This window comes from Pseudomonas sp. NBB, from assembly GCF_032701105.1.
Lineage (GTDB): Bacteria > Pseudomonadota > Gammaproteobacteria > Pseudomonadales > Pseudomonadaceae > Aquipseudomonas > Aquipseudomonas asiatica.
The window spans coordinates 1,189,961-1,204,176 of sequence record NZ_CP103994.1 but is presented as its reverse complement, the minus strand read 5'-3'; the positions used below and the strand labels follow the sequence as shown (position 1 = coordinate 1,204,176).

At 57.1% G+C, this 14,216-nt stretch carries 13 protein-coding genes and 1 pseudogene; 5 read left to right on the top strand and 9 right to left on the bottom strand.

The window, feature by feature from the left end:
* Positions 1–109: 109 nt before the first annotated feature.
* A complete protein-coding gene (tadA, locus tag NY023_RS05540; RefSeq protein ID WP_013971157.1) occupies positions 110–589 on the bottom strand; it encodes a tRNA adenosine(34) deaminase TadA in 480 nt (159 codons plus the stop codon).
* Positions 589–1,971 (bottom strand): multicopper oxidase family protein, encoded by a 1,383-nt coding sequence (locus tag NY023_RS05535; RefSeq protein ID WP_013971156.1) that lies wholly within the window; start codon positions 1,969–1,971, stop codon positions 589–591. The genes tadA and NY023_RS05535 overlap by 1 nt, the downstream gene beginning before the upstream one ends.
* A 337-nt stretch (positions 1,972–2,308) precedes the next feature.
* Between NY023_RS05535 and NY023_RS05530 the strand changes: the two genes are divergently transcribed.
* Together NY023_RS05530 and tri1 are read left to right on the top strand one after the other, a co-directional pair.
* Positions 2,309–3,784, top strand: coding sequence for a DUF6861 domain-containing protein (locus tag NY023_RS05530; RefSeq protein ID WP_013971155.1), 1,476 nt, complete (start codon positions 2,309–2,311; stop codon positions 3,782–3,784).
* Positions 3,781–4,848 (top strand): ADP-ribosylarginine hydrolase Tri1, encoded by a 1,068-nt coding sequence (tri1, locus tag NY023_RS05525; protein WP_023662556.1) that lies wholly within the window; start codon positions 3,781–3,783, stop codon positions 4,846–4,848. Before NY023_RS05530 ends, tri1 begins: the two co-directional genes overlap by 4 nt.
* A 33-nt stretch (positions 4,849–4,881) precedes the next feature.
* On the opposite strand, the pseudogene NY023_RS05520 reads toward tri1, so the two are convergent.
* From NY023_RS05520 to NY023_RS05500, 5 genes and pseudogenes are all read right to left on the bottom strand, one after another.
* Positions 4,882–5,051: pseudogene (locus tag NY023_RS05520) on the bottom strand (multicopper oxidase family protein); the annotation flags it as partial.
* Positions 5,052–5,161: 110 nt separating this feature from the next.
* Complete coding sequence (locus tag NY023_RS05515; RefSeq protein ID WP_013971153.1) at positions 5,162–6,610, bottom strand: M48 family metallopeptidase; 1,449 nt, start codon at positions 6,608–6,610, stop codon at positions 5,162–5,164.
* On the bottom strand, positions 6,607–7,272 hold the full coding sequence (locus tag NY023_RS05510) for a hypothetical protein (protein WP_013971152.1): 666 nt from the start codon (positions 7,270–7,272) through the stop codon (positions 6,607–6,609). Before NY023_RS05510 ends, NY023_RS05515 begins: the two co-directional genes overlap by 4 nt.
* Entirely contained in the window at positions 7,265–7,924 is a 660-nt protein-coding gene (locus NY023_RS05505; RefSeq protein ID WP_013971151.1) for a hypothetical protein, read from the bottom strand. Before NY023_RS05505 ends, NY023_RS05510 begins: the two co-directional genes overlap by 8 nt.
* 19 nt (positions 7,925–7,943) lie before the next feature.
* On the bottom strand, positions 7,944–8,378 hold the full coding sequence (locus tag NY023_RS05500) for a hypothetical protein (RefSeq protein WP_031325854.1): 435 nt from the start codon (positions 8,376–8,378) through the stop codon (positions 7,944–7,946).
* A 175-nt stretch (positions 8,379–8,553) separates the two neighbouring features.
* On the opposite strand from NY023_RS05500, the gene NY023_RS05495 reads away from it, so the two are divergent.
* The 3 genes from NY023_RS05495 (at position 8,554) to NY023_RS05485 (ending at position 11,249) form a co-directional block, all read left to right on the top strand.
* Positions 8,554–9,498, top strand: a complete 945-nt coding sequence (locus tag NY023_RS05495) for a helix-turn-helix transcriptional regulator (protein ID WP_013971149.1) — start codon at positions 8,554–8,556, stop codon at positions 9,496–9,498.
* Positions 9,499–10,197: 699 nt separating this feature from the next.
* On the top strand, positions 10,198–10,362 hold the full coding sequence (locus NY023_RS05490) for a helix-turn-helix domain-containing protein (protein ID WP_080563743.1): 165 nt from the start codon (positions 10,198–10,200) through the stop codon (positions 10,360–10,362).
* 11 nt (positions 10,363–10,373) lie between these two features.
* Complete coding sequence (locus NY023_RS05485) at positions 10,374–11,249, top strand: hypothetical protein (RefSeq protein ID WP_144241748.1); 876 nt, start codon at positions 10,374–10,376, stop codon at positions 11,247–11,249.
* On the opposite strand, the gene NY023_RS05480 is transcribed toward NY023_RS05485, so the two are convergent.
* Both NY023_RS05480 and NY023_RS05475 read right to left on the bottom strand, forming a co-directional pair.
* On the bottom strand, positions 11,238–12,710 hold the full coding sequence (locus NY023_RS05480) for an Eco57I restriction-modification methylase domain-containing protein (protein WP_013971148.1): 1,473 nt from the start codon (positions 12,708–12,710) through the stop codon (positions 11,238–11,240). The genes NY023_RS05485 and NY023_RS05480 overlap by 12 nt on opposite strands.
* 544 nt (positions 12,711–13,254) lie before the next feature.
* Positions 13,255–13,626 carry a plasmid mobilization protein gene (locus tag NY023_RS05475; protein WP_038408924.1) on the bottom strand — a complete coding sequence of 124 codons (372 nt, stop codon included), beginning with the start codon at positions 13,624–13,626 and terminating at the stop codon, positions 13,255–13,257.
* Positions 13,627–14,216 lie beyond the last annotated feature (590 nt).

Genomic DNA, 14,216 nt, shown 5'->3' with positions numbered 1-14,216 from the left:
CCTGCACCGGCCTCTTCGCGGGCACGCCCGCTCCCACAGGAATATCAATCTCCTCAGGCCTGCGGTGTACCTGTAGGAGCGGGCGTGCCCGCGAAGGGGCCGGAACAGGTCAAGACTTGGCTCGGCGAGCCTTGAAGAAGTCACTGAGGATCTGCCCGCACTCCTCCGCCAGCACCCCGCCCTCCACCATCACCCGGTGGTTCAGGAAACCCTGCCCGAAGAACTGCCCCTGGCTCTGCACGATCCCCGCCTTGGGCTCCAGCGCACCGAATACCACCCGCATCACCCGCGAATGCACGATCAACCCCGCACACATGCTGCACGGCTCCAGGGTCACATACAGGGTGCTGCCGGGTAGCCGGTAGTTACTGGCGGATTTCGCCGCCGCGCGAATGGCCACCATCTCGGCGTGCGCACTGGGGTCACTGTCGATGATCGGCCGGTTGAAGCCCTGCCCGATCACCTGCCCATGCTGCACCAGTACTGCGCCCACCGGCACCTCGCCCATGGCCGCACCTTCGGCGGCCAGGGCCAGGGCCAGACGCATGAATTCCTGATCGCGGCTGCGATCGATGATCTGCGGGCGCATCAGACCACCGCGATCGCGGCCATCAGGCCGGTTTCCATGTGGTCGATGACGTGGCAGTGGAACATCCAGGTGCCCGGGTTATCCGCCACCAGCGCCACCTGGGCGCGCTCGTTCTTGCCCAGCAGGTAGGTATCGGTGAACCACGGCTCCTTGATGTCATGACGGTTGGAGCCGATCACCTTGAAGCTCATGCCGTGCAGGTGGATCGGGTGCTGGTATTGGGTCATGTTCTTCAGCTCGAAGATGTAGCTCTTGCCCTTCTGCAACGTGGCAATGGGGCGCTCGGCGCAGGTCTTGTCGGTGATGTCCCAGGCCTGGCCGTTGATCTGCCACATGCTCGACGGCTTATCCTGGTCCGTAGTGACCGAGACTTTCGCCGCCCACTCAAAATTGAAGTTGAGCTTTTCGGCATTCTCCAGGTCCGGCTCGGCGATCGGGTTGGGCGGTAGCGCCGGCGGCCAGTCACTTGGCGCGTCGTTGCTGGCAACCGAACGCAGGGTGCCCAGGCGCACGAAACCGTCGCGCAGGGAGATCTCCTCACCCTCCACAGGAATACGGACAGCCAGGCAGATACGCATGCCTGGGCCGAGCCAGTAGTCATCGTCCAATGGGCGCGGGGTTACCGGATTGCCGTCCAGAGCATAGATTTTTGCCTCGCAGTTGCCCTTGAGGTTGATGCGGTAGGTCCAGGTGTTGTCCAGGTTAAGCAGACGCACCCGCACAACCTGGCCGGCTGGCAACTCGGTGACCGAATCGGCCTGGCCATTGATGGTGATCAGGCGCCCGGCGGTGCCGTTGCGCGCCGCCTCACGCGGGATGCTGAACGGCAACCAGGCGCCCTGCTCGTCCACGTGCCAGTTCTTCAGGCTGAGCGTGCGTTCATGCTGGAAGCCGGTCGGCTCGCGCTCCTCGACGATCAGCGGGCCGACCAGGCCACGGCCCAGCTCTTCGGAACTGCTGACATGCGGGTGGTACCAGTAGCTGCCGGCGTCCGGCACACGGAATTTGTAGTCGAAGTACTCGCCCGGCTTGACTGGCAGTTGCGACACATAGGGCACACCGTCCATTTCCAGCGGCAGGCGAATGCCATGCCAGTGGATGGTGGTTTCCACCGGCAGGTGATTGATGAAGCGCACCCGCAGCCAGGTGCCCTGGCGCACACGCAACTCGGTGCCTGGCGCCGAAGGGCCGAAGGCCCAGGCCTCGGTCTTGAAGCCCGTCACCAGCTCGACGTCCAGGGGAGCAGCGATCAGCTCGTAGTCATGCCCGGCGTTGTCGTCCTCGACCTTGCCCAGCCAGTAACGTGCCGCGCCACCGGCGCCCAGGCCAACCACAACCAGGCCGGTCAGGCCCTTGAGCATTTGTCGACGGGTGAAGGACATCGGTGCGGGTACCTCGCGTTCTGCGCAATCAAGCTGCCAGCATGGCTGGCGGTGAAGGGCGAATACGATACACCTGCAAATGGGAAATATTAAGTGAAGTATCCAGCCATCGTTTGCTTTAGCCACTCTATTGGCCATTCGGCAGACTTAACGGAACTGACCGACAAGCACGAGATCAAATTGACACCATTGCCAGAGGCACCTCAGATGAGAAAATGCCTCGCAATGCAATCGGCAGCTCGATTGGCGGCTGGCTTGACCGTCAGCGTGGTGCATGGGAAAGAATCGCCTGCCGCCCGCACACTCACCTGCCTTCTCTAAAGGAATGCAATGGTAAATGGACTTATCAACTCACGTCCCTAGCTGGGGCGACATCGAACGCAACCTGGACCAAAAATTCAGCGTCCTCAATCAAAGCGTCAGCAGCGGCTTGCGCAATGTCCATGACAGCTGGGACGGCTTCACCCGTCGCGTAAGCGATGGCGCCAGCCAGGCTTATGGCGCTGTAGGCGGACACCGGATAGACAATGTCCGGCAGGCGATGGCTTTGTCCTATCCCATGATGCAGTCAAATCTGTCGCGCAAATGGGCGTCCATCAATATCGACCAGATTTTGCCCGTACTGCTCAAGCTCGTGCAGGAAGTGGTGATGATTCTCGGCGGCAGCGTCGCGCTAGGCGGCGCTATCGGCGGCGCCGTGGGTTCTCTCGCCTTTGGCGTCGGTGCGGCACCTGGGGTGGTCGCAGGCAGCGGTATCGGCCTGCAGGTCGGCAACCTGATCCTGATGGCGCTGGGCCTGGCCGCCATCGCGGAGTATTTCTATCAAGGGCTTCCCGCGTGCCTGGCCTCCATGCAAGAGGGGCTTGCTACCGCGTGGACTGCCGAAGACGGCTTGAAACCCTCCGGTCTCGACCCTTCGGGCGGCTCGGCGGCGCTGGTTCAAGAGCGTACCGAACACGCTGCAAGGCAACTGGCCCGTGGGCAAGAGCAGCTGGTGATGCTTTTGCTGATGGCAATTGTGACCTACCTGACCCGCGGGCAGATGAAAGCCGGCGTGATGAGCAGCGTGGAAAGCATCGCCAGCCGTAGTGCCAAGCTTCAGGCCGAAATCTCCAACAAACAGTTGGCCAACTGGCTGGCGAAGAACGAAAGCAGGCTGCTGGCTGAACCTGAGTTGCAGATGAAGGCCGCGACACCGCTGCAGAAAGCCGAGCCAGAGCTGCCGCCAGCAAAGCAAGCCACTGAAAAAAACATTGCGGCGGCGCCCAAGAAGCTCATGAGCCTGCGAGAGGCAGTGGGCAAGGACATGGCAGAGCGATGGATTGCCGAAGGCCGCGCCCGGGCAGATGTTCGGGCCCCGGAGCTTTCGAAACTGCTCAGCGACGATCAAATAGGCGCACTTTACGGTTACTCTACCAACGATGTGTACAAGGCGTATAACCTGGCGATGCGCCAAGGCACAGCCACGCCTGAAATCATGGCTTTTGCCGAGCATGCAACCGAAGGTCTGGCACGCTTGCCTCGCTACGTTGGCGCTGAAACCTACCGTGGAACGGATCTGCCACTGGATGTGCTCAATCGGATGCAAATGGGCGCAGTGGAGACCGACATGGCATTCTTCAGCTCATCCGCGACAACACCATTCGCAGGCAATACCCAGATGGTCGTACGCGGCGTATCCGGCAAGGACATCAGTTTCCTGACGCAAATTCCCGAGGCGGAAGTACTGTACCCGCCGGGTACTTCTTTCAGGGTACTGAACCGGATTGAGCAAGGCCCCACGACTCATCTCTTATTAGAAGAAGTTCTATGATCGACCTGCACAGCCCTACCCTTGAAGTTACCGAGTATGCCTACCGGTACAACCACTTGCTACCAGCGCCCACCCCACGCGAGTCCGCAGGCCGTGCCTACGTGCACCCGCAATGGCAAGAATCGCGCGCTTGCACATTAACCCCCGAACAATCGCTCGACCGAGCCAAAGGTGCGTTGCTGGGTTTGGCCATTGGTGATGCCGTAGGCACCACCCTGGAGTTCCTGCCTCGCGATAAAGCACACGTCGATGACATGGTCGGCGGCGGGCCGTTCAGGCTCAAGCCAGGTGAGTGGACCGATGATACGAGCATGGCGCTTTGCCTGGCGGACTCGTACCTGGCTTGCATGCGATTCGACCATGCAGATTATCTCGAGCGACTGTGCAGGTGGTACAAGCGAGGGGAAAACAGCGCAAACGGTGTCTGTTTCGACATCGGCAATGCTACACGCCTTGCCTTGGAAGGGTGGCTACGCCATGGCCTGGACTGGATAGGCAACACAGAGCCGAATACGGCCGGCAATGGCTCCATCATCCGGCTCGCCCCCACCGCCATATTCAGGCGCCACATGCTGCCATCCACGTGGCGCGAAGCCCAAAGCCAGAGTCGGGCCACCCATCGGGCGCCCGAAGCAGTGAGTGGCTGCGAACTGCTGGGCGCGCAGCTGCACCTTGCCCTGAATGGCGCCGACAAGGATGAAATGTGCCGCCCGATGGTCCGCCCGCTGCAGCCCCGCGCCACCATCATCAACGCTGGCGAATACAAGGAAAAAAGCCGCGACCAGATCCGCTCCTCAGGGTATGTCATCGACACCTTGGAAGCTGCGCTATGGGCGGTTTGGAATACCGACAATTTCAGAGACGCAGTGCTACTGGCGGCAAACCTGGCAGATGACGCCGACAGCGTGGCAGCCGTGGCTGGGCAGCTGGCCGGAGCGTTGTACGGGGTATCCGGCATGCCCGAGGAATGGGTAAAGACAGTGGCGTGGTCTGAACACATCCAGGACCTCGCCCAAGCGTTGCACGACCAGGCGCCTGAAAACGACCCGTTCTATTCGCTGTGATGATGCGCCCGTCGGGGCAGACAGCTGAATGATAAAGGCCCAGGCCTCGGTCTTGAACCCCGGCACCAGCTCGACGTCAAGCGGCGCGGCGATCAGTTCGTAGTCATGCCCGGCGTTTCGTCCTGGACCTTGCCCAGCCAGTAACGCGCCGCGCCACCAGCGCCCAGGCCAACCACAACCAGGCCGGTCGGGCCCTTGAGCATTTATCGACGGGTGAAGGACATCGGTGCGGGTACCTCGCGTTCTGCGCAATCAAGCTGCCAGCACGGCTGGCGATGAAGGGCGAATACGATACACCTGCAAATGGGAAATATTAAGTGAAGTCTGTCCATACCTTGGCTGCAGGAGCCCCGCAGAGCTTGTTGAACCACTGCCGGTCATGGCCAGAGGGTTCGCGCATGGCGGCCTGCACCAGCGCCGCGTCAAGCATCACGTTCAGATTGTCAAGGCGCGCGGCGATGGGTGGGTGCGTGTCGAAGGGATGGGGCATTGTCAGCCCGAGCACTTCCTCGCCCAAGTGCAACGGCACCTGCTGCAGGTACCGGGTCAGCGCTGCAAGCAGCCCTTCGCCACCGCGTTCGAGCAGCAATGCATCGACCACCCTGCCCAAGGCAATTGCCCGCAGCAGCGCCTGAACGAACAGCTTCGGACCATGCACTTCGGCCCCGGCCCGATCCGCCAACAATTCCTGCGCGCGCCCCCAGTGATGCACCGCGATCTGGAAGTGATGCAGGAACTGCCCGGCCATCCACACCACTGGCCGGGCCACCCAGTCCACGGCGCGCTCGGCGTCGACAATGGCCGAGAACTGTGCGCACATCATGCTGAAGCGCGCATTGATTTCACTGCCCTGCTCCGTATCTCGACTGCGGAAATGGCCAAGCTCATGACCAATGAGCGCGGCGGCCTCTTGCTGGCTCAAGACGCTGAGACACGGCAATGACAAGTACAAGGTTCGTCCGCTGAGCGCCGACTGGCCAGGCTGCAGCACAATCGGCACGCTGGTGACGAAAAAGCCTTGGTCGATCCCGACCACGATATGGTCCGGCACCGGCGCCTGCAGGTGCGCAGCCAGGCCTTCGACCCATTGCCACAGCGCCACAGCCCCTTGCCGTTCAAGCTCACGGCCGAGAAAGCCAGCAGTGGAAGCCCCCATGCGCGGCCACTGCTGGCGCATTCGCTGCAGGGTACGCAGGCAGACGGCCAGCACTGAAGCCAGCGGCAGTACCACGACCAGTGCGGTCAAGCCGCCCTGCGCAGCGTGACTCAAGCCGGCGCTGGTTTCATAGAGCAGTAAAAGGCAAAGCGAGCCTGCGAGCATGCCCATGTAGGCGCTCAGCCAACACACCAGCACCCGCCAGCTGGCCGTCATGCGTTGATGCAGGTAGTGCGCCGAGCGCAAGGCGCGCCAGGCGTCGACCCTGAGCCTGAGCCAGGCGCCAATGCCGGCGACCAGAGCGCCCAGCGCCAGCCAGCCGCCGAGGCAGGCCATGGATTTGCGCATGCTCGACCAGTGACGGTCGCTGTCGAGTTCGTCCAACTGCCGCTGCAGCACCTCACGCGTGTCGACGCGCCCGGCAAATTGCTTGCGTGCAGCCCAAGGCAGTGCCTGCAGCAGGGTATCGCTGGGTGCCGCCAGCCATTGCCGGGTGATCCGCGCCTGCTCTTGCGCCGTCTCCGCCCGCCAGTGCTGCACAGTGGCCCAGCCGAACAGCGCCAGCGGCAACAGCAGCATGACCAGGCCCCACCCCAGGCGCTTCATGGAGCCGTTACGCCCAGCCGTGCCACGCCCGGAAACAACTGTGCCAGGGTGTGCCTGGCCTGCGCGGCTTGCAGGTAGGCAAAGAGCATGTCCACCAGTTCCTGCAGGTCAAGGCGACGCCCGTTCACTACCGGCGTGCACAGCCACACACGCACGCGCAAGCCACCGGCCACAGTGATCGCGTCAGGCGAAGCCAGCCCATTGAAACTGGCCGGAAGCAGCGCGGGCGCGAGGCTGGAAGCCGCTAGTGTGAAGATCAGGCGGGTGCTGGAATAACCCTGCTGGACCTCGAAGCCGTCGAACGCATGCAAGGGGGTCGGTGCCTGGGCGTTGGCAAAGCACAAGGTATCGGGTGTCACGCTCAATACCCGCTTGCCCTGCCGGCGGTACAGCGCGGCGGAGCAGGCCAGAGCGGCCAGCCCCACAGCGAGCAGGCCAAGGCCGCAGCCCGCAAGCAGCCACAGCGCGCCACTGCTGGCCTGAGCGCCGAACAGCAACGCCAACCAGACCAGCCAGGCGCCCAGGCCGCAGAGCAACAGGCCGGTTAGGGCGCAAGTCAGCGCTTTGCCGAACGAACGCTCCAGCAGTTCGAAGCTGTCGTGGGGACCGTCGGCCTGTGCCTGCAGGTACGCCAGATGCGCTTCGCGCTCGGCATTATCCATCTGCCTGCATCAGTTCCAGTTGCCGCTGCGCGTGGGCCGCATCGCGGTAGGCCGCCAGCATTGCGAGCACTTCCTCGTTGTCCAGCTTGCGACCATTGCAGGCCAGGCCGGCGGACATGATACGGATCTGCGGTCGTGGTTTTTTCAGTGCCATCGCCTGGTTACCGAAGAACTGCAGCTTGACCACACGATGCTTCGGCAGCGCGGCGTCGCTGCTCATTTCCAGCGTCTGCACCATGACCAGGCCTTCATCCTTGACCGCGATGTCCTCGACTTCGGCCATATCAACCGGAGCATCCAGCGTATCGACGAACAACTGCCGACGTGTCAGGCGCATGAACACCTGGGTGCCAGCATTGCGGTGCTGCCAGGTCACCGCGGCAGCAATGCAGACGATGAAGACACCCGCGGCGACCGCACCCATGCGTTGCAGATTGAAGGTGACGCCCAGCAAGATCAGGGCGCCCACCAGGATTATCGGCCCCCAGACCTTGTAACGGCGGGAATTGGTGAACTCGCTTTGCGGCGGTACGCGCTCGATCACCTGCTTGAGCTCGGCGATTACCCGGTCGCGCTGGGCTGCACGGGATTGGTCATAGGCTTCGCCGAGCGAGCCGGAAAGCTCGGACAGCGGATCGTTAGGTTCAACCATGGTCAGTCGTTCTCCCTGCTCATTGCTGCTTGGCCAGGTAATCGGTCAGGAATGCCTGGGCATTGCCTTGACGCGACAGCCCCTCGGAATAGCCAACCTGCATCGGTTGCGGCTCGCCGGGCAGGTACAGTTCACCGCCCCAGCCGCTTTGAACGACCAGTACCACGAACTTCTTGCCGTCAACCGTCGTCGAGTAACGGGTGTCCTTTGTGGTCTTCTCCACCTGCATCTTCTGGATGCGCATGTCCCAGTCGTGATCAACCCCTTCGATCTGAACCAGTGCTTCATTGGCGGCGCGCTCGCCAATGCGCAGCGTCCACACTTTGACGCCCTCTGTCCCCATGTAGGCGACAACCTGCTCGGCCACATCCGGCCGTTGTTCTGCGTGGGCCTGGCTCAGCCAGAAGATGAGCGAGGCCACCAGCAAGGCAACCCATTTGCGATAAGCGAACATCTTTTCCATCCTGATGCGAAACGATCGACCATTGAAAACAGCACCGCCGTCACTGCCAACCCCCATGGCCGGTTCGCACAAAAGACGGCCCGTCGCGCACAATGGCTGTTGCCGAAAATGTGCGCGGGTTACCATTTGTGCTCATGCCGCCGCCGACCAAGGATGCGTAGCGCTCATGCCATCGACCAGCCCCTACCTGGACACCGACTTCTCCTTCGACAGCCCGGGGTCGCTCGCCGAAGCCGGTGTGCTGGACAGCCGCAAGGCGCGGATAATGGGTAGCGCAACCGGGCACTATCGGGCGCAGACGGTACACACAGGGTTGCAGTACTTCGATTGCAACCTGCAGTTCCCGGAGCCGCTGAAGATCGACAAGGTGCTGCCGCAGAGCCTGTGCATCGTGCAACTGTTCGATGGCGCCTGGCAGCACAAGGTCGATGGCACACTGAACCGTTACACGCCAGGCCAGCTGCACCTGCTAGGCCTCGGCGAGAGTCTGGAGGCGCAGGACCAGTTGCCTGCCGATAGCCATGCGCGCATGGCGGGCGTGCGTATTGCCGGTGACTACCTGCATGAGCTGGCCCGGGACGAAGCGCAGCTGATACCCCTGCTGGCCTTGACGGCAGACGGCATGCGTTTCGATCAGTTACCACACTGCCCGGCAGTAAGCCGCCTGCTGCAGCAGCTGTATCTGTCACCTTATACCGGCGGTCTCAGGCGCCTGCATTGCGAAAGCCTGAGCCTGGCCATCGTATTGGAACTGGCCCGCCACCTGATCGGCCCTGCGCAAGCCACGAGCAGGCCGGATCGCGGGCTACGCGACCTGGCCATCGAAGCGCGCCGCCTGCTCGACGCGCAACTGAGCGCCCCGCCAACCGCCGCCAGCCTGGCGCGCCAGCTGGGCGTGGGCGAGACCACGTTGCGCCGTGCTTTCCGCGAAGAATTTGGCCGGCCTATCCTGCAATACGTGCGGCAACAACGCCTGGAACTGGCCCGCAGCCTGCTGCTGCAGCGGCTCTGGCAGGTCTCGCAGGTGGCCTACCATGTCGGCTATGCCAACCCCGCCAACTTCTGCCATGCCTACAAGGCCTATTTCGGCCACCCTCCGGGTAGCGAATAGGTTTTCCTCGCGCAAATGAAAAGGGCCTGCAATGCAGGCCCTTCTCGTTCAGCGGCGGGTAGGGATCATTCCCACTCTATTATCAATAATAGACTAGCACCCGAGGAAATAGGGCTAAAAATCTACCACTCGGAATAAATACCATGAAAAACACCATATCCGATTGTCATCGGTGCGTCCGCCGTAAGCGCAGAAGGGCTCTAGCTTGCTAACCACAAGGATATGCCGGGGCTTAACTGCTTTCTAAAAGGATTTCGAGTATTAGCGTACCACTTTTTGTAAAGGGTCTCTTGTCGCGCTGCTAACGCTTCAAGGGAAGGGGCTCGAACCCCCCCCGAGACGCTTTGGCAATCTTCGCATACTGCCAATTTTGCTGAGGAGAAAAGCCATTGTCGGCAACCCGTTGCGGCCTATGAGAGCTGCATTAACAGCGTTTCAGTCAAATACGTCACTTCTAGCGAGAGCAGATATCTCCAAAAACGATCGCCACCCTAATAGACACCATTTCTCTGGAGTCTTAGATCGACTATTGAGGCATGACCTTCTACCTCACACCCAGCATCAGGGCACGCATGATACTTATAGTCCGTAGACTTATAGGCATCACCCTGCGAAATTTCAAGCTACCGAGACCCTCTAGGAAGAACTGTGGGCGATATAGTTTGCAAAAATTTTGGTAAGAGGATCAGGCTCCTACGAATGAGTGCAGGGCTTTCCCAGGAGCAATTGGCCAACTTGTGTGACCTGGATAGAACCTACATTGGTGGAATCGAGCGCGGCGAGCGTAATCCTGCGCTAAAGAATATATATCGACTAGCAAAAGCACTCGACGTCTCACTATCAAATTTATTTGAAAGCATATAAGGAACGAGCAAGTGACATTGGACCTCAACAAGTTAAAATTTGATATTTTGGACAATTTTCACCGAGATCTACGCCCAGCAGTCGACGAAATAAGCAGACTGAATATTGAGCATCAAAAAAAAGCACAGGCTGTCAACTCTCTTGCTGGACAAATAAGAAACGCATGGATTAACTGGATTGCTTCTCTCCCTACAACGGATAGGACGAATGCATCGCTTGTGCTCCAATACTGTTATTCAGTGGCAAGCCTAGAATACAGAAACAAAGTTTGGCCATATGAGTATATGGCTTTCTCCCGGCGAGTAGGCGAGTTGTGGGAGGGTTTTTGTTCAGCCGCCTGGAACTTCCCAAACAGAGCAAATGTACAGCGCTTTAGTCATCCTCATTTTGATGACGTTAGAAGAACACTACGAGCACGCCTGGACTCTAACATCGGTGGTCATGCACGCAAAACGGAACTGCAGGCAGACATAGATATACTATTCGACATTATTGGCGACATCAACATGAGGGAGGACGAAGTCTTCGAGGTAGACGGCATCCCTCATGTTATTGATTTCAAAAGTGGATTTGGGTCCAACGAAAAAGGAAATATGCTTCGCCTACAAACCGTTGGGCGCGCATATAAGCTTTGGAACCTAAACACTCGACTATTGCTTCTCGTCAGACAGTCAACTAACAACAACTACCTCAGGGTTCTACAGAACCTTGGGTTATGGGAAGTCCATACAAGCGACAACGCTTACAACCTCATCTCCGAACTTACCGGAGCTGACATCCAGCAAGTTCGGCGCATGATAATAGATTGGGAGCACGATCTCTCCCCAGAATTCATAAACCATCTATCAGAACAAACAACGGATCTCCGAGCCTATCTAGAGTGGTAATACATCCAACGACTCTATAAATTTATCGCACACATCTTGCGGCAGAGCATTGTCAGTCTTGGCTTTAGCATAAATCTCTGCCGCAACTCTATATTGCTCCTCCGTTAGTTTAGGCACAGCGAGGCGCTTTAGATAATTAGCGGAATTATTAGCGCTACCGTTCGTAATTTCCTTAACTTTACGAGACGCGATAGAAGAATTTAAATAAATGAGAAGAAAAGGAATATCTCGCTCCTCTTTTGGAAAAATACCAACAACACCTTGGTCAAATACAGCATTTTCCATCAGAGCAGCAGAGATACGGCTCGTTGAAACCATAGGAACCGAGATGCCACGCCGAAAGTAAAAACTAGAATTTTGAAGGCGAGCTTTTTTATTCGTTTTATAAAAGCTTACTGACTCCTCGCTCCAATGCACGGCTGAAGAAGGCTGCTCAAATGGCTGCCTATGCCCTCCACGAATCAATGGGACATATGCTTTTCCACTTTTTATCCCAGTTTCCATTTCCGCTGCAGTGAGCTTATCACTCTTTACTTCTTCCCATGGAATAGGATGACCGTTAATTCTCCGCGGAATGCGCCTAGGATCGAATCCAATGAATCTCTCATTATCACCAGTGTAGATACCAGTACGGCATTCTGCGATATCCCCAAGGACTGTATGATTAGCAGAATCTCTTCCCTCCTCCACTAACATACCAGAACTCCACCCTGTAGAAACTCCCCGAACAAGATCTTTAGAAGCCACGCTAGACTGCAAAACAGATGTCAAATTCAGAGGCAGCTCATCATCAAAAAGATCGGCCCAATAAACTGATCCAGTAGTATCTAATGATTTCCGATCACCAGCAATTATACACAAATTTCCATAACCAAAATTTACAGTTTCAAAACGTCGAGAGGAAAATCTGATGATATGCGTAGGTGCCGCCGCACTTACTATAAACTCTCTCAGCGGCTTATGAGAAACACTTGTCAAGAAAGTATCCGGAACAATAAAAACATAACGTCCATTTTCCTTGAGTCGCAATATCGACAGCATGAAAAACAACCCGTACGACTCTTTCACATAGAAATTCGGATATCTTTTCTTGAGTTGGCGCCGATAGTCCAAATCGAAATACAAACCATACGGAGGATTTGAAATTACCGCATCGTAAAGCGTTTCACATATCGCATCGTAACCAGTTAACAAATCACCATCAAAAATCCTAATAAAATCTTTATGGTGAAGGCTTAGATTAAGATGACCGAAACGTTGTCGTGTAACGTTTAAAGCGTCAGCATCTACATCCACAGCATCGATTTTGCTTGGTGAACCGATAAGACCTGATAGGAAGGAACCATGACCTACACTGGGTTCAAGCACCGACAAATTGGTAACATCCCCCAAAAGTTGGCACATTAAGGATTTTATTTCCGGGGCATCGGTGAAATACTGTTTGAGAATTTGTTTCTTCATTGTCACTTTTTCTTAAGTGCGGTACTTAAAATCATCATATCATTTTACGCACTCAAATGTCTACTCCAGTCTTCAACGGAAATCTGATAACTCCGCCACATAAGATTAGCACTTAGGAAAACTCACGAAGCATCATAGACTTCAACCGAAGCTATTAATCATGCTCAATGTCTTGGCAGCTAGCCCTATAACACCCGAAAGCTTTTGATATTTGCCTCAAGAGAATATCCAGCTCTGCCGTGCTCCCGTTTTGGAGTACCTCAGTCAGTAATTCTGCCGCATATAGTGGATCTCGCCTGAATTGCTCAACAACCGCATCGTCGCGCGCTCGATCTCTCAAATGCTACCACCTCACATATTTAAATAACCACTCAATCCTAACTATTGCAGCTGACCTACTATTTTGCTTTCAATTCACCTCACAATATTAAAATTCGAGCATACAAGATACAGAGCCCATACAGGCTGAATTAACAAGAAACCTTCTAATTACAACATCAAGCCAATAGCATACCCTCCTAGAACTTAAAGTGCTGCAAACATACTATTTTTTATTGTTTACGATCTGACTCATAAGATTCAAAATCTGCGATTGTAGAGTTCGAAAATCGCTTATCAGCGCATCCAAGTTTATCGGCCTTATTCCCCCCCCTGGCCTCTTAACCAACCACAGTTTTAACAACCCAGCGGCTCGACCGAGATCGCCGTTGACCTTGGCCAAATCGGAAACAGCTTTCAGATCGACGACAGAACGCATTGGCGTGTTCAACCCAAGCGCCCGGAGGTAACCCGAACGGGACATGCCCGCCTCCTCGGCACGTTCAGTGATGGTCGCTTTTTCCTCGTCGGTCACCCACACCTCTATAGGCTTTCCCCGCCGTCGAGGTTGGGCCTTCCCCTTGGTGTCCTCTGTCATGACTTTTGCTCCTATTGTTGCCTTCAGCGATCTTAGACGCGGCAGCGGCTGGGGCCTCGCAGAGCAAGATACCATTGAGCCGCAGGCGAATACGGGGCGGTGTTGGATGGGTTCGGGCTTGCCCGTACCCGTACAACACACATCTTGCCGTCCAGTGAAGCGCAAACACGTGCGTATCTCTGCGAACAGCTCTGGACTAGTATCACTAAGCATACTTACGCATATATACGCTAGGTTGAGCGTGGCACAAATGCAACTTTATGCGCATACTTGCGTAATCATGCTTAGGCGGAGCTTGCGATGAAGAACACACCAAAAGAGGGACTCAGCGGCGCGGGTCGCGTAGCATTTCTAGCGCGTCTTGAGGAGTTCCGAGTCCTGATTCAGGCCGGTTGGCCCGTGACGGTCGTATACGAGAATCATGGTGGAGACAAGACGAGCCTCAGCTACAGTCAGTTCGCCCGATACGTTGGAAAATACATCCGCACACCAACCAAACGCGGAGCCCAGCGAGCAAGGGCTACGGACGGAACGCAACCCCCAACGACACCTTTGCTTGAGCAAAGGCAATCTACCCACCCAACGCAACC